This is a genomic window from Burkholderia sp. B21-005, from assembly GCF_020843965.1.
In the GTDB taxonomy this organism is placed as follows: domain Bacteria; phylum Pseudomonadota; class Gammaproteobacteria; order Burkholderiales; family Burkholderiaceae; genus Burkholderia; species Burkholderia ambifaria.
This window is the reverse complement of record NZ_CP086301.1, coordinates 1,211,576-1,227,437: the sequence shown is the minus strand read 5'-3', so window position 1 is coordinate 1,227,437 and position 15,862 is coordinate 1,211,576. Positions and strand designations below refer to the sequence as shown.

Annotated in this window: 9 protein-coding genes and 1 riboswitch; of the genes, 5 read left to right on the top strand and 4 right to left on the bottom strand. The window is 69.9% G+C overall.

Features of this window, described 5'->3' with window-relative positions; all coding sequences use genetic code 11:
* The first annotated feature begins 109 nt into the window (after window positions 1–109).
* Window positions 110–226: riboswitch (TPP riboswitch) on the top strand.
* 124 nt (window positions 227–350) lie between these two features.
* The 5 genes from thiC to LMA02_RS05695 all read left to right on the top strand — a co-directional run bounded on the left by thiC (window position 351) and on the right by LMA02_RS05695 (window position 6,029).
* On the top strand, window positions 351–2,282 hold the full coding sequence (gene thiC, locus LMA02_RS05715) for a phosphomethylpyrimidine synthase ThiC (protein ID WP_006754218.1): 1,932 nt from the start codon (window positions 351–353) through the stop codon (window positions 2,280–2,282).
* Between the two features lie 237 nt (window positions 2,283–2,519).
* On the top strand, window positions 2,520–2,732 hold the full coding sequence (locus LMA02_RS05710; RefSeq protein WP_006754219.1) for a glycine zipper 2TM domain-containing protein: 213 nt from the start codon (window positions 2,520–2,522) through the stop codon (window positions 2,730–2,732).
* Window positions 2,733–2,931: 199 nt separating this feature from the next.
* Complete coding sequence (locus LMA02_RS05705) at window positions 2,932–3,195, top strand: hypothetical protein (protein ID WP_228907221.1); 264 nt, start codon at window positions 2,932–2,934, stop codon at window positions 3,193–3,195.
* A gap of 142 nt (window positions 3,196–3,337) precedes the next feature.
* Window positions 3,338–4,264, top strand: coding sequence for a DMT family transporter (locus LMA02_RS05700; protein ID WP_228907220.1), 927 nt, complete (start codon window positions 3,338–3,340; stop codon window positions 4,262–4,264).
* 484 nt (window positions 4,265–4,748) lie between these two features.
* Entirely contained in the window at window positions 4,749–6,029 is a 1,281-nt protein-coding gene (locus LMA02_RS05695) for an EAL domain-containing protein (RefSeq protein ID WP_228907219.1), read from the top strand.
* Between the two features lie 24 nt (window positions 6,030–6,053).
* On the opposite strand, the gene arfB is transcribed toward LMA02_RS05695, so the two are convergent.
* Genes arfB through recC form a run of 4 tightly spaced genes read right to left on the bottom strand, consistent with a single transcriptional unit; the run spans window position 6,054 to window position 15,791 of the window.
* Window positions 6,054–6,458, bottom strand: coding sequence for an alternative ribosome rescue aminoacyl-tRNA hydrolase ArfB (gene arfB, locus LMA02_RS05690; protein ID WP_228907218.1), 405 nt, complete (start codon window positions 6,456–6,458; stop codon window positions 6,054–6,056).
* Window positions 6,455–8,755 (bottom strand): AAA family ATPase, encoded by a 2,301-nt coding sequence (locus LMA02_RS05685; RefSeq protein ID WP_228907217.1) that lies wholly within the window; start codon window positions 8,753–8,755, stop codon window positions 6,455–6,457. The genes arfB and LMA02_RS05685 overlap by 4 nt, the downstream gene beginning before the upstream one ends.
* Window positions 8,752–12,456 (bottom strand): exodeoxyribonuclease V subunit beta, encoded by a 3,705-nt coding sequence (gene recB / locus LMA02_RS05680; RefSeq protein WP_228907216.1) that lies wholly within the window; start codon window positions 12,454–12,456, stop codon window positions 8,752–8,754. The genes LMA02_RS05685 and recB overlap by 4 nt, the downstream gene beginning before the upstream one ends.
* Entirely contained in the window at window positions 12,453–15,791 is a 3,339-nt protein-coding gene (gene recC, locus LMA02_RS05675) for an exodeoxyribonuclease V subunit gamma (RefSeq protein WP_228907613.1), read from the bottom strand. The genes recB and recC overlap by 4 nt, the downstream gene beginning before the upstream one ends.
* Window positions 15,792–15,862: the final 71 nt, after the last annotated feature.

Genomic DNA, 15,862 nt, shown 5'->3' with positions numbered 1-15,862 from the left:
TGGCGGCCCGGGCGACGGCCGCGCGCGCCGCCCGCGATGCTGCGGCCGCACCATCGCCTAAGATCTGCCCCCGGTTGAAACCGCCGCGAAGCCGGTGTATCGTGTGCCCTTGCTAACGCGGGGGTCCTGCAATGCGTTCGGTCAAACAACCGGCATTGCGGGTGAGAAATACCCTTTGAACCTGATCTGGATAATGCCAGCGCAGGGAAGCGTACGGATTTCGCCGCCTTCCTTCTGACGAAATCCGCCGCCTCACCAAACCTCGTCTCCTGCTTAGCTCGAGCCCCACATTCGTCAAGGGCTCCGGGCAAGCGCCGAAGCGCGTGTCCGGCGCTCACACAGGAGATTGCATGAACGCCAATCCGAAGTTTCTGTCTGCCGACGCCCACGTCGACGCCGCTGCCGTCGCGCCGCTGCCCAATTCGCGCAAGGTTTATGTAACCGGCTCGCAACCCGACATCCGCGTGCCGATGCGTGAAATCACGCAGGCCGACACGCCGACCGGCTTCGGCGGCGAAAAGAATCCGCCGATCTACGTGTACGACACGTCGGGCCCGTACACCGATCCGGACGCCAAGATCGACATCCGCGCGGGCCTGCCCGCGCTGCGCCAGGGCTGGATCGAAGCGCGCGGCGACACCGAAGTGCTCGACGGCCTGTCGAGCCAGTACGGCCTCGAGCGCGCGGCCGACCCGGCCACCGCCGACCTGCGTTTCCCGGGCCTGCACCGCAACCCGCGCCGCGCGCAGCCGGGCAAGAACGTCACGCAGATGCACTACGCGCGTCAGGGCATCATCACGCCGGAAATGGAATACATCGCGATCCGCGAGAACCAGCGCCGCGCCGAGTACATCGAGAGCCTGAAGTCGAGCGGCCCGAACGGCGCGAAGCTCGCCGCGATGATGGGCCGCCAGCACCCGGGCCAGGCGTTCGGCGCCGCGGCCTTCGGCGCGAACGCACTCGCCGAGATCACCCCCGAGTTCGTGCGCGACGAAATCGCGCGCGGCCGCGCGATCATCCCCGCGAACATCAACCACCCGGAATCCGAGCCGATGATCATCGGCCGCAATTTCCTCGTGAAGATCAACGCGAACATCGGCAACTCGGCCGTCACGTCGTCGATCGGCGAGGAAGTCGACAAGATGACGTGGGCGATCCGCTGGGGCGGCGACACCGTGATGGACCTGTCGACCGGCAAGCACATCCATGAAACGCGCGAGTGGATCATCCGCAACAGCCCGGTGCCGATCGGCACGGTGCCGATCTACCAGGCGCTCGAGAAGGTCAACGGCAAGGCCGAGGATCTCACCTGGGAAATCTTCCGCGACACGCTGATCGAGCAGGCCGAGCAAGGCGTCGACTACTTCACGATCCATGCGGGCGTGCGGCTGCAGTACGTGCCGCTCACCGCGAACCGGATGACGGGCATCGTGTCGCGCGGCGGCTCGATCATGGCGAAGTGGTGCCTCGCGCATCACAAGGAAAGCTTCCTGTACGAACACTTCGAAGAGATCTGCGAGATCATGAAGGCGTACGACGTGAGCTTCTCGCTCGGCGACGGCCTGCGCCCCGGCTCGATCTACGACGCGAACGACGAAGCGCAGCTCGGCGAACTGAAGACGCTCGGCGAGCTCACGCAGATCGCGTGGAAGCACGACGTGCAGGTGATGATCGAAGGCCCCGGCCACGTGCCGATGCAGCTGATCAAGGAGAACATGGATCTCCAGCTCGACTGGTGCAAGGAAGCGCCGTTCTACACGCTCGGGCCGCTGACCACCGACATCGCACCGGGCTACGACCACATCACGTCGGGCATCGGCGCCGCGATGATCGGCTGGTTCGGCACCGCGATGCTGTGCTACGTGACGCCGAAGGAACACCTCGGACTGCCGAACAAGGACGACGTGAAGGAAGGGATCATCACGTACAAGCTCGCCGCGCACGCGGCCGACCTCGCCAAGGGTCACCCCGGCGCGCAGGTGCGCGACAACGCGCTGTCGAAGGCGCGTTTCGAGTTCCGCTGGGAAGACCAGTTCAACATCGGCCTCGATCCGGACAAGGCGCGCGAATTCCACGACGAGACGCTGCCGAAGGACTCGGCGAAGGTCGCCCACTTCTGCTCGATGTGCGGCCCGCACTTCTGCTCGATGAAGATCACGCAGGACGTGCGCGAGTTCGCCGCGCAACAGGGCGTGTCGGAAACCGAGGCGCTGAAAAAGGGGATGGAAGTCAAGGCGGTCGAGTTCGTGAAGACCGGTGCCGAGATCTATCACCGTCAGTAAGCGCGCGCGGCGATCCGCACGGATCGCAGCGTGACGCACTGCAGGAAGCCCGCTCTCGAGCGGGCTTTTTTTCGCCCGCATCACGCATGCCTGCTCAAGCACGGGAAACAATTGATTACGAAACCGTACCAGCCTTAACAAGTCCTTACAGCAGCGCATGGGGACGGCGCGTAGATTGGGGTCATGCGCGACTCGGGGGTCGCGCGACTTCCGCCCACTACCACAAGGACAACGATCATGAACTCGATTCGGCGTTTTGGGGTATACGCGCTCCTCGTCGCGACGGTGGCCAGCCTGTCGGCCTGCGATTCGATGTCACGGCGCCAGCGCGATACGGCAATCGGTGCGGGTGTCGGCGGCGTAGCCGGCGCGGCGATCGGCGGCAACGCGCTGTCGACGCTTGGCGGCGCGGCGGCCGGCGGCCTCATCGGCAACCAGATCGGCAAGTAAGCCGGTCCGGCGCGTGCCGCGCGACGCGCGGCACGTTTCAGTTTTGACCAGACGGCGTTTCCGCGGTGCGGAAGCGCCGTTTTCGCATCCGGCGCAAGCGATGCCCGGAAATGATCCGTTACCGTTTTGCGCACCGTGTCATCGCCGTGCGGCCTAAGCTTAAGCATCTGCCGATTGCCGGCACCGCCGGAGAAACATCATGATCAAGCCCCTCGTCGCCGCGGCGCTCGCGTGCGCGACACTCGCCGGCTGTTACTACCCTTACGGCTACTATCCGTCCGGCTATTACGCAGCGGCGCCGGTGCAGCCGGCGCCGGTGCAGCCCGCGCCCGTGTATGTCGACCCCGGCCCCGCGTACTACTATCCGGCCCCAGCCTATGCCCCGGCATGGGGCGGCTATTGGGGCCCTGCGCTATCGCTGAACTTCGGTTTCGGCGGACGCGGCGGCCATCGCCATCACTAAGCTACCGAGCCGGCCATCCGGCCGGTTCGCGGCGGCAGCGAACGGATTTCCCGTTTCTTGTCGTTTCATCCAATCGTGAAACGACGGCGTGGTAACGCGGTGTAAGATTCAGCGCATCCCTTCCCCTCGCCGGCCACCCTCGATGTCGCCCAAGAACGCCTTTCTGCTGACCGTCCTCGCTGCCCTGTGGGGCGCGTCGTTCCTGTTCATCCGGATCGGCGTCGCCGAATTCGGCGTCGCGCCGCTGATGGCGCTGCGCGTGGGCATCGGCGCGCTGTTCCTGACGGGCCTCGCGCTGACGCGTTTCAAGCCCGCCGACCTCGGCGCGCGGCTGCGCCAGCATGCGTGGCCATTGTTCGTCGTCGGCGTACTGAACTCGGGCGCGCCGTTCTGCCTGTTCGCCTATGCCGAACTGACGCTGTCGGCCGGCGTGACCTCGGTGATCAACGCGACGACGCCGCTGTGGGGCGCGCTCGTCGCGTACGTGTGGCTGAAGGACAAGCTGTCGCTGCCGCGCTCGCTCGGCCTCGTGATCGGCTTTGCCGGCGTGCTCACGCTCGTTTGGGATCAGATCGCGAATGCGCACGGCAGCACCGGCGCCAGCGCGACCGCGCTGGCCGCCGTCGCCGCGCTCGGCGCGACGCTGCTGTACGGCATCGCGGCCAACTATACGAAGCGCAAGCTCAGCGGCGTCGATCCGCTCGTCAATGCGACCGGCAGCATGATCGGCTCGACCGTGCTGCTGCTGCCGTTTGCAATCGCGACCTGGCCTGCGGCGGCGGTCAGCGCGCATGCGTGGGGCGCGGTGCTCGCGCTCGGCATCGCCTGCACGGGCATCGCGTATTTCATCTTCTTCTACCTGATCGCGCATGTCGGCCCGGCCCGCGCGATTACCGTGACGTTCGTGATCCCGGTGTTCGGCCTGCTGTGGGGCGCGCTGTTCCTCAGTGAACACGTATCGGTCGTGATGCTCGAAGGCTGCGCGATCGTGCTCGTCGGCACCGCGCTTGCGACCGGGGTGATCAAGCGGATTCCCGGGGTCCGGCCGCGCGGCGAGGAAGCTGCCTGAGCTGACTAAGCGGCCTGAGCGGTGCGCGTGGCGGCCGGCGCCCCGCCGGTTGCCGGTTTCGCGTGACGCGCCGGTTGCCAGTTCCCGGGCTTCGAGCACCGCGCGTCGACCGGTACGCGCCGAAGCATGGCGCCTTTCACCCAAGGCTGATGAACGCGCGCGGTGCGCGGCCTTCCGGCCCCTCCGTTTTCCGAATCCCGCGCATTCTTCGCACGCAACGCACGCTGCGCTGTCGCCGCGTGCTCGACCGGTGCCCTCGCTGGGTGCATGCTCCCGGGCGGACAGCCCCGTCCACGTGCGAGTGTAGCGTTTGCGTCTGGAGTTACCCTGATACGCGCGCCGCGCCATTCCCGTTACACTCGGGACACTCATCCGCAAAGGCGGTTACGATGCGCCACGTTCTTTCGCGTCCACCTGCGCGTGCGACGGCTTCGGCGTGGCGGCACGACACCGCCCCCCCGGAGCGCGCCAGGGCGCCATTGACATGAAGCCCTCCCGCGACCTCTCGCTCGAATCCCTCCTCGAACGCCTCACGCCGACGCCCAGCGGCTGGATCGCCACGTATCGCGACACGACGCTGCGCAGTGTGTTTCAACCCGTGCTGTCGATCACGCACAAGCGCGTGGTCGGCTATGAAGCGCTGCTGCGCGTCGTGGACGCGAACGGCACGCTGGTGTCGCCGGTCGCGCTGTTCGACAAGACGCGTGCGGCCGCCGACGCGTTGCTGCTCGACCGGCTCGCGCGCTGCCTGCATACGGCCAACTTCGTCGCGCAAGGCATCGGCGACGGCTGGCTGTTCCTGAACGTGACGCCGCGCGTGCTCGATTCGGGCCTCGTGCAGCGCGAATTCGTCGAGGCGCTGTGCCGACATTTCGCACTACCACCTAACCGCATCGTGCTGGAAGTCGTCGAGCAGCCGTCGCGCGACGAAGCCGCGCTCGCCCGCACGATCGACATGATCCAGCATCGCGACTTCCTGATCGCGATCGACGATTTCGGCACCGGATTCTCGAATTTCGACCGCGTGTGGCGCGCACGGCCGGATATCGTCAAGCTCGACCGCTCGCTCGTCGAACGCGCGACCGGGTCGGGCGACGATCGCCGCATCATGCATCACCTGGTATCGATGCTCCACCAGGCCGGCGCGATGGTGCTCGCCGAGGGCGTCGAAAGCGACGACGCACTGCAGGCGCTGATGGACGCCGATATCGATTTCGTCCAGGGCTTCCAGTTCGGCCAGCCCGATGGATCGATCGCACATGCGAGCGCCGCGGCGCCCGCGATGCTCGATGCCGCGTGGCAGCGTTTCATCGCGCAGCGGCATACGCCGGGGAGCGCCGAGCAGCCGGGCTTCGACGCGATCGAGCGGCTCGTGCTCGCCGGCGCGGCCGCGTTTTCCGCGAGCGGCAACCTGAACGACGCCGCACAGCGCGTATTCGCGGTGCCGGCCGCGCGCCGCGTGTTCGTCACGGACGAGATCGGCGAGCAGTTCCTGCCGTCGATCGGCGCGCCCCCCGAGGACGGCCAGGCGGGCGGCACTCGGCTCTCGCCGCTGTTTCCGGAAACACACAGCAACTGGTCGCGCCGCCCCTACTTCCAGCGCGCGATCGCGGCGCCGGGACGCGTCGCGCTGATGGGCCCGCACTTCTCGCTGACCGAAGGCCGCGACTGCTATACCGCGGCCGTCGCGATTCGCGCGCAAAGCCGCCTCGTCGTGTTCTGCGTCGACTTCGTGCTGGACAGCGCGGGCACCGTGATGCGGTAGCGGGCGCGGCGGCCCGGCCCTTCGTCAGTCTGTCACCTTCCCTCTTCCCGACTTCACCGCGCTGCGACGCGACTTGTGTTCGAGCCGCCGCTCCTTCGATGCGCGCGTCGGGCGTGTCGCGACCCGCGCACGCGGCGTGAACGCGACGCTGGCGATCAACGCATCGAGCCGCGCGAGCGCCGCGTCGCGGTTCTTCTCCTGCGTGCGGTATTCCTGCGACTTGATCACGACGATGCCGTCGCGCGTGATGCGCTGGTCGGACAGCGCGAGGAGCCGCTCCTTGATGACGGGCGGCAGCGACGACGCACGAATGTCGAAGCGCAGGTGAATCGCGCTCGACACCTTGTTGACGTTCTGTCCGCCCGCGCCCTGCGCGCGCACGGCGGTCCATTCGACTTCGGCCGGATCGAGTGTGTAGCGGATCATCATCGCGACGGCTCCTGGCGACGCCGCGCGAGCGCCTCGTCGACGCGGGCCGCCAGGCCCGAATCGCGTTGCGTGCGCGTCGCGACCGCCTGCGCGAGCACGCGCCGCGGGCCGATCACCTGCACCCGCGTGCGTGCGCGCGTGACGGCCGTATAGACGAGTTCGCGCGTGAGCACGCGCCCGAACGACGCCGGCAGCACGAGCGCGGCCTCGTCGAATTCGGAGCCCTGCGATTTGTGGACCGTCAGCGCGAACGCCGTTTCGTGCGGCGGCAGCGCGGCGGGCGACACGGCGCGCGCGGTGCCATCCGCGCGCCGGAACCACACGCGCAGCACGCCGTGCGCGTCCGGCAACGCGATGCCGATGTCACCGTTGAACAGCCCGAGCGCATAGTCGTTACGCGTGACCATGATCGGCCGCCCGGTGAACCAGTGTGCGCCGACCGCGAGTGGCACGCGCGCGGCATGTCGCACGTGCGTGGCCACCAGCGCATTGACGTGCTCGGCGCCGCGCGATCCCGTGCGTGTCGCGCACAGGATCCGGAAGCGGTTGAGCGCATCGAACAACGGCAACGGATCGGGCACCGGCTCGGACAACGCGGTACGCAATGCGTCGAGGTACGCGCCGAACCGGCGCGCGAGCCGCTCGACCGTCGACGTCGCAAGCGTATCGCCCGCGTCGTCATGAAACGACGCGGCAGCGGCATCGTCGGTCGGCAACGCATCGAGCGCGGCCTGCACGTCGCCGCGGCGGATCGCCAGCGACAGGCGGCCGATCGGCGAATCGAGACCGAAACGGTAATTGCGTTCGAGCCACACGACGCAGTCTGCAAGCGGAGCGGGCGCGGGCGACGCGGCGGCCTGGTCGTCGGCTCGCGTTGCGACGGTCGACGCAAGCGACGAATCGGCTGCATTGGCCACATCGGCCGAATCGAATGGCGCGAGCTCGACCGCGTCGAGCCACGCGAGTTCGTCGGCCTCGATCCATGCAGGATCGGCGGCCGCGCTGTCGATGTCGGTCGGTGCGGGCGCCGCAGGTGGCAACGACGCGGCCGGCGGCGCGACATCGGTAGCGGACATCGCTTCGTCCTGCGGATCGTCGTCGAACAGCGACGCCTGGCGCGTATCCACGTTCCGCCGCGCCGGCGGCTTGCGCGCAGCGCTCGTCGACATCGGCGCAGATGCCGGAGCCGGAGCTGAATTGGGCGCCGCAACCGCCGCCGCCTCGCCGTCGGGCACCGGCAACGCCGCGACGAAAGCCGCTTCGTCGATCCCGAGTGCACCCGCGATGCGCGTGCGTGCCGCGGCGGTAAACGTCGGCCGTGCGCTGAGTTCGGCGAACACGGCGCCGGCCTCGACCGCGGCGAGCTGATCCTTGTCGCCCAGCAGCACGAGCCGTGCGCCGGGCGCGAGCGCATCGAGCAGATGCGCGGCGAGCGCGACGTCGATCATCGACGCCTCGTCGACGACGATCAGGTCATACGGCAACGGATTGTCGCGGTGATGACGGAAGCCCGCCGCTCCGCCACCGCCCAGCAGGCGATGCAGCGTGTACGACGTGTCGGGCAGGCGCGCGGCAAGTTCCGGCGGCAGATCGCCCGCCCGCGCGTGCAGCGCTTCCTGCATCCGCTGCGCGGCCTTGCCGGTCGGCGCCGCCAGCGCGATGCGCAGCCCCGGATGCGCGTCGAGCAGACAAGCCAGCACGCCGACGACGGTCGTGGTCTTGCCGGTGCCGGGGCCGCCGCTGACGATCGTCACGCGCCCTGTCAGCGCAACGATCGCCGCGACGCGCTGCCAGTCCACTTCGCCGGTCGCAGGCCCGAAGTAACGCGCAAGACTGTCGCGCAAGCGCTCGGGCGCCAGCGCGTCGCCCGGTGCGGCGACGCCGGCCTGCGCGACGAGCGCATCGGCGAGCCGCCGTTCGTAGTCGAAATAGCGCGACAGATACAGATGGTCGTGCCGGTCGACGATCAGCGGCCGCTCGTCGCCGCGCGCGAGCGTACCGAACGCCACGACGCCGCTCGCGGCAAGCGCCGCGCGCACGTCGTCGACCGACTCCTCGTAGCGCTGCGCGAGCGCGCCGAGCGACACGCACACGTGGCCGCCCGCGGTCGCCCGGCTCGTCGCGAACGCGGCACGCGCCGCCCAGCGGGCGGCCACGGCCGGCGCACCCACGCGGCGCGACAGGTCACCCATGCGGCGCGCGAATCCTTCCGCGAGCGCGATGCCGAAATCCGCGGGCTCGGGCAGGCGCGCGACGAGGCCGCCGGTGAATTCGAGCGTATCGTCGGACGCGTTCATGCGCGGCCCCCTTCCATCATCCGGTCGAGTGCGTCGACGAGTTCGCGCGCGGGCCGCCGCGCATGCACGCCGGCCGGTTCGCCGCCGCTGCGCCAGTCGGGCCGCACGCCGCGCACGAACAGGTACAGGTAGCCCGCCATATGCGTGTCGTAGTCGTAGTCGGGCAGCCGCCCGCGCAGATAGCGATGCAGCGCGACCGTATAGAGCAGCGCCTGCAGGTGATACGCGTGATCGGCCATCGCGACGTCGAGCGCGCGCGGGCCGTACGCATCCGGCGTATTGCCGAGATGGTTCGACTTCCAGTCGACGATCCAGAACCGGCCGTCGTGTTCGACGATCATGTCGATGAAACCCTTGATGAAACCGGCGAGCATGCCCGAGTCAAGCGCAACGTCCGGATAGCCGTGCGCAACCAGCAGCCGGCGCAGCGCGCCCAGCTCGAGCGACGGCGCCGGGAACAGGAAGCCCATTTCGTCGAGCCGCCTGGCGGGGTCGAGATCCGCAAGCCGCATGCCCGGCACGAGCTCCGTACGCACGACATCGTCGACGAGCCGCGCCATCATCGCCGGCAGACGCGTCGCGAGTTCGGGCTCGGCCTCGACCGGCCGGTCATGCAGCGCGCCAAGCGCTGCCTGATGCCACGAATCGGGCTCCGTGAAGCGGCTGAGTTCGAACAGGCGGTGCAGACACTCGCCCGCTGCCGCACCGCGCGGAAACACGAGGATGTCGTCGTCCGGCGGCTCGGTGGCGACCGTGTCGACCGCGACGAACGCACCGTCCGGCGCCACGGCGGCAAGCGCATCGTGATCGGGCCGAAGCTCGTCGTCCGGCACGACCGCGACGCCCGCCTCCTCGCGCGCCATCGACGCCGTCAGCGAACTGAAGCTCGCCATCCGCCACGCGTCGCGCAGCACGCGCGTCGCATGGCGTGCCGCGAGCGTCTGCGTTGCATCGTGGCCGGCCGCGAGCCGTTCGCGCCGAGCCGGCACCGGCAACGGTGCAACGCTCACCGGGCCGCCGGCCAGCGCTTGCCACGCAGCGTCGAGCACCGCTTCGTCGGGCGGCTCGTCGAGCCACGCGTCGAACGACTGGCCCGCTCCGGCCACGAGCCAGTTCAGCACGCTGCGCCGTGCCTCGCGGGTCGAGCGCGACGACAGATAAGGCCCGGCGACGAGATAGCACCGATACACGGCGCGCGTGAGCGCCACGTAGACGAGCCGCGCGCGTTCCGCCGCCTGTTCGCGCAGCGCCTGGCGCGCGGCATGCGCGGCGGCTTCGTCGTCGCACCCGTAATGCAGCACGGCGTCGCCCGCGTCGTCGTGATACTCGCGCGCATCCGGCAACCCCGACGCGGGCGGCTCGCGCAGCCCGCCGTCGTTCAGGAACGGACAGAACACGACTGCGTATTCGAGGCCCTTCGACTTGTGCACGGTCACGATCTGCACGAGGTTGCGATCGGATTCGAGGCGCAGCTGGGCTTCCTCGCCGCCACCGTCGAGCCGTTGCGCGGCGAGCCAGCGCAGCGTCGGCGCGATGCCCGGCTGCGCGGACGCGCGCGCCTGCGTCAGTTCGGCCAGATGGTTGATGTCGGTCACGCGGCGCTCGCCGTCCGCGCCGGCCATCAGCCGCTCAGCGATACGCAGCTCGCGCGTGAACGTGCGCCACATCACGGCGAAGCCGCGTTCGCGCCACAGCAGCCGATAGCGCGAGAAGCGCTCGACCCAGCTCATCGCGTCCGCGCTGTCAGCCGCTTCGCGCGACGCGTCGCCGTCGCCCTGCTCCATTCGCCACAGCGCACCGGCATCGAGGCCGAACCAGTCGGCGGCCAGCGCCGAACGCAAGCGCCGCAAGTCGCCCGGCGCGTCGATCGCCGCCAGCACGCGCTCGAGTTGCTCCGCATCGCCGGTCGAAAACACCGATGCCTGCGCGAGCTCGACGCTGCCGATACCCCACGTGGCGAGCACGCGCTTTACGAGACTGCCCTGCCGGTGCGTCTGCACCAGCACCGCGATGTCGCCCGGCGACAGCGGCGTATCGCCGAGCCGCGCATGCCCTTCGCGCGCGCCGCGCATCAGCCGGGCGATCTCGGCCGCGCACGCCTGGGCGGCCTGCGCCTGCGCATCGCGCTTGAGCAGCGTGCCATCGCCGCCCGGCAGCGTCCAGATCCGGAAATCGCCGGCCGGGCCCGGATCGGTTGCGTCGACGAACGGTGCACGCACGCGCGTGCCGGCGCGCACCGCGTAATAGTCGAGCCCGTCGAGCACAAACGCACGCGGGTTCGACATGAAGAAGCGGTTGCACGCGTCGACGATCGCCGGCGTCGAGCGCTGGTTGACCGCGAGCGTATAGCACGCGCTCGCGCTTGCCCGTGCGGCGAGATAGGTATGCAGATCCGCCGCGCGGAAGCTGTAGATCGCCTGCTTCGGGTCCCCGACGAGAAAGAGCGGCCCGCCCGGCGCGAAGATCCGGTTGAAGATCGCGAACTGCAGCGGGTCGGTATCCTGGAATTCGTCGATCAGCGCGGCCGGATAGCGCGCGCGCAGCGTCTCGGCGAGCCACGGGTGCGCGTGCAGCGCGTGATACAGGTTCGTGAGCAGGTCGTCGAACGACACGACGCGACGCGTACGCTTGCGTTCAGCCAGTTCGCCCGGCGCGATGTCGAGCCAGTCGGCGATCAGCGCGAGCCAGCGGGCGCGCTGCGTGGCCTCGGCCGCGGCCACCGCCGCTTCGAGCGCGTCGGCCACGTCGAAGAACGCGTGCTCGGGGGGCACGCCGCCCTTTTTCGTCGCCTTCGCGAGCGCGGTGCGCGTGAGCTTGAGCGCCGCCTTCGGCAGCGCTGCCGCGGCATCGCCCTGCGCGAAATGTGCGCTCCATGCGGCGAGTGCATCGGCGAGCGCGTCGGGCTTGTGCGAGCGCTGGTTGAGCGCGGGCTGCGCGGCGCGCAGCAACGCGTCGATCGCATCGCGCTCGTCCGCCCACATCCGCGCCGCCTCCGCAAAGCACTCGGCGGCAGCGGCCTCCGCCGATTCGTCCGGTTCGACGACGCCGTCCCAGCGCAGCGCGGCGAGCGGCTTCTTCAACCGGCGCGCAAGCTGGGCGTCGAGCGCGGCCGGGCCCGCGCCCGAATCGACGAGCCACGTCGCGAAGCCGGGCCAGCGCGCGGCCATCGGTTCGACGCGCGTGCGCCAGAAGTCCGCCGCGAGTTCGAAGCGCAGCGCTGCATCGTCGGCCTGCATATCGAACGCGAATGGCATCGCGGCCGCGAACGGCGCTTCCTGCAGCGCGCGCTGGCAGAACGCGTGGATCGTGTGGATCGCCGCCTGGTCGAATGCACGCAACGCGCGCCGGATCCGCTTCGCGGCAGTCTCGGGGTCGAGCGTGCCGGCGTCACCGAGCGTCGTCTCGAGCAGGCGCGCGACGAACGGATCGCCGCCGTCGTCACCGGTGTCGAGCGCATGCGCGAGCTGCGCGAGCCGCCCGCGGATCCGCTCGTGCAGTTCGGCGGTCGCGGCCTTCGTGAAGGTCACGACGAGGATTTCGTCCGCGCCGAGATCCTTCTCGAGCAGCAGGCGCACGTACAGCGCGCAGATGTTCCACGTCTTGCCGGTACCGGCCGACGCCTCGATCTGGTTGACGCCGTCGAGCGGGCACGCGAACACGTCGAGTTCGAGCGCCGCCTGCGGCTGTGATGCGGCGCTCATGCGAGCTCCTTCAGGTGTTCCAGCATCGGCTCGAACACGAGTCGCGCAAGTGTGCCGAACGGCTCGTCGAGCGACGGATGGGCGCCGCGCCATGCGATCGCGATGGCCGGATCGTCGGCTTCGCTCACCACGCGCTCGTTGATCCAGACGCTCGCGGCCTTCGCCTCGCCGTCAGAAACGCGTGCCCATGCGCTGCGCGGGAAAAACCGCAGCGGCATGCGCCGCCCCGCGCGAAACAGCGCGGCGAGCGGTGCGAGACGCTCGAGCGGCGCAGCGACCGGCGTGAGTTCGAACGCGCCGCCGCTGCCGAACCACAGCGTGCGACGCGGACCGTCGGGCTCCACCGCGCAATAGACGAGGTGCGCAAGCCACGCAGACAGGTAGTCACGTGCGCTCGGCCGCGCATAGCGATAGATGATCTGGCCCGCCGGCGTCAGCCGGTTCAGCGTGCCGTGCAATTCGAGCGGCGCACTCACCGCGTCGCCTGACAGCATCGCGTCATCGGCGCCGAACAGCGCCTGGTCGGTGTCGGGCCATGCGGGCGCGATCGCAAGCGTGAACGGCCGCCGCTCCATGCCGTCGGCCAGCGCACGACGCACGTTCGACGCAAGCTGCGTCATCGAGCCGAGCGCCTGGTCACGCCAGACGGCACCCGTCGCGCCGCCGGGCAGTTCCGGGCTGGCGTCTGCGATGCGCAGCGCATGATCGTGCACGCCGTCTTCATCCGACTCGATCAGGAGCGGCAGCACGCGCTCGGCGAGCGCGTCGCTGCCGGCGAAGTCGAGTGCGAACGGCTCCGTGTCGAGCAGTTCGGCCTGCGCGTCGGACAACACGATGCCGAGCCGCGCACGCAGCAGCGCGCGGGCCGGATGCCGCCAGAAACGTTCGAATTCGTTGAATGCAACGGGCTCGACCGGCTCGGCCGGCAGCGGCTGCGCGAAGAACGGCTGCTCGCGCGTCGCGTCGCGCGCGGCTTCGGCCGCCAGCAGCGACGCGAGCGTCGCGCGCTCGGCGTCGTACGAGGCCAGTTCGCTGCCGGGCCGGAAATACTCGGCCGCGAACGGTTGCAGCGGATGCTCGACGATGAACGCGCGCCGCGCGGCATCGACCGCGCCCGGTGCGGTGTCCGCGCCGGCCGTGACGAGCGCGAGATGGTCGAGCAGTTCGTCGACGAGCGCCGCGGGCGGCAACGGCGCGTTGTCGCGAATGCTTCGCCCCGTATAGGCAATCAGCAGCCGGTCGCGCGCGGCGAGCAGCAGGTCGAGAAACAGGTTGCGCTCGTCGTCGCGGCGCTGCCGGTCGCCGAGCTTCGGCAGGACGGCCATCAGGTCGAACTCGTCCGCGCGCGCGAGGCTCGGCAGCACGCCGTCGTCCATGCCGAGCAGGCACACGACGCGGTACGGCAAGCCGCGCAGGCTCGTCAGCGACGAGAACGTGACGCCGCCCCACGGCACCCCGCCGCGCGCCGGATCGTCGAGCGCGGCTGTCAGCCCCGCGCGCACGACGGCCGCGGGCAAGGCCTCGTCGGGCGCGCCTTCCGTCATCGCGGCGAGCATCGCGTCGAGCGCGTCGCGCACGCCCGCGAGCGCATCGGCATACGCGGCGCCGGAATCGAAGAAGCGCGCGAGGGTGTCGGCGAACAGTTCGCTCCATGCGCGCGGCGTATGCGCGCTGGCGAGCCGCCGCGCGAAGCCGTCGAGATCGTCGGTAAAGCGCGCGAGCCGGCCGAGTAGTTCGGCCTCGCTGCCGGTGGCCGCCTCGATCGGCAGCCACGCGCCGACGGGTGCCGCGCCTTCCGGCATCGCATAGCCGAGGAAGAGCCGCGCGAGCGCATCGGAGAACGTATGGCGCGGCGCCGGCACCGCCGCATCGTCGCTCGCCGTCGGCGACAGCCCGCGCCGCGCGCCGGCGGCCGCGAGCCAGGTCTGCACCGTCTCGAGCGCGGCTGCGTCGATGCCGTAACGGGCCGCGACCGCGTCGACGCGCAGCCATTCGACCAGCTCCGGCGCGCCGACCTGCCGCTCCGGCAACGCGAGCCATTCGAGCAGCACGCGCGCGACCGGATTCGCCTGCGACGGCGGCAGGCCGGTGATCCGGTAAGGCACGCGCGCGCCGCCCGCGCCCGCCGTGCCGAACACCGCGTCGATCAACGGCCCGGCCGCCGCGAGATCGGCGACCGCCACCAGCACATCGGACGGCTGCAGCGTCGCGTCGGCGTCGAACCACGCGAGCAGGCGGTCATGCAGCACCTCGAGCTGACGCGCGAGACTGTGGCACACGTGCACCTCGATCCCGCGCTCGGCCGGCGGGACGCCGAGTTCGGCTTCCGGCTGCAGGTCGAGGATCGCGTTCTGCACGCGCGCGAGCCAGGTCGGCGCGGGATTCCCGACGAAACGGGACGCGTCGCCTAACGCGGCGCTCTCGGTCAGTTCGTGCAGCATGTGCAGTTGCGCCTGCGTCTGCCGGCCCCACTCCGCGAGCAACGGATGGCCGACTTGCTGGTAGTCGAGCCGGCCGGCCGCATCCAGCGCCTCGGCATGCGCGGCGGTGACGATGTCGAACCAGAATTCGCGGCACGGGTTGAGCGCATAGACGCGCACGTCGATCCAGCGCGACAGCTCGCGCAGCAGCGCGACGTGCAGCGGCGGCATCGTCGGCAGCGCGAACACGCTGACCGATTCCGGCCAGTCGGCGCGCGCGACGGTTTCGGAATCGAGGTTGCGCGCCTCCACGAGGAAGCGATGCGCGGGCGGCGTGCCGCTGTCGCTCAGCTCGGCGAGCAGCGCGCGCCACAGCGCGGCCTGCCAGTGCTCGTCGTCGCGTGCGGCATCGCTGATCCCGCGCGGCGCGGCGTCGCCCGCGAGCACCGACTCGCCGGCCTGCCACGCGGCCAGCCATTCGGGCCGATAGGTCAGGTAATGATCGAGCACGGCCGCGACGCGCTGCGCCAGCTCGTAGCGCATCGCGTCGTCGGACGCGGACAGATACGCGGCCAGCCGCGGCGACGCGAACCACGGCGCGCCGCCCGCGGCCTGCGCGAACAACCGGTAGCAGCGCCACACGAGACGGTCGGGCGCGAACGGCGAACGCGCGGGCACCGTCAGCACGCGGCCGATCTGCGCCCACAGCCATTGCGCGAGATACGTGAACTCGACGTTCGCGCACACGCCGTGGCGCGCGGCGATGTCGAGCTCGAGACGGCGACGCAGCGCCGCGCTCGGCACGATGACCTGCTGCGGCGCCCACGGGCCGTTGCGGGCCGGGAACGCGGCCAGGTCGTCGAGCAATGCGTCGGCGAGCGTTTCGTGACGGTTCGAATAGAAGAGATGGAGCATCAAGCGGGTGTCGAAGCGTCGCGCCGGCCGGGCCGGGCGAACAGAAGCACCAAGGATAGCAAAAGGACCGT

Excerpts from the sequence above, each read along its gene's own strand:
- thiC (WP_006754218.1), top strand. The coding sequence starts at position 351 with ATGAACGCCAATCCGAAGTTTCTGTCTGCCGACGCCCACGTCGACGCC.
- LMA02_RS05710 (WP_006754219.1), top strand. The coding sequence starts at position 2,520 with ATGAACTCGATTCGGCGTTTTGGGGTATACGCGCTCCTCGTCGCGACG.
- LMA02_RS05705 (WP_228907221.1), top strand. The coding sequence starts at position 2,932 with ATGATCAAGCCCCTCGTCGCCGCGGCGCTCGCGTGCGCGACACTCGCC.
- LMA02_RS05700 (WP_228907220.1), top strand. The coding sequence starts at position 3,338 with ATGTCGCCCAAGAACGCCTTTCTGCTGACCGTCCTCGCTGCCCTGTGG.
- LMA02_RS05695 (WP_228907219.1), top strand. The coding sequence starts at position 4,749 with ATGAAGCCCTCCCGCGACCTCTCGCTCGAATCCCTCCTCGAACGCCTC.
- arfB (WP_228907218.1), bottom strand. The coding sequence starts at position 6,458 with ATGATGATCCGCTACACACTCGATCCGGCCGAAGTCGAATGGACCGCC.
- LMA02_RS05685 (WP_228907217.1), bottom strand. The coding sequence starts at position 8,755 with ATGAACGCGTCCGACGATACGCTCGAATTCACCGGCGGCCTCGTCGCG.
- recB (WP_228907216.1), bottom strand. The coding sequence starts at position 12,456 with ATGAGCGCCGCATCACAGCCGCAGGCGGCGCTCGAACTCGACGTGTTC.
- recC (WP_228907613.1), bottom strand. The coding sequence starts at position 15,791 with ATGCTCCATCTCTTCTATTCGAACCGTCACGAAACGCTCGCCGACGCA.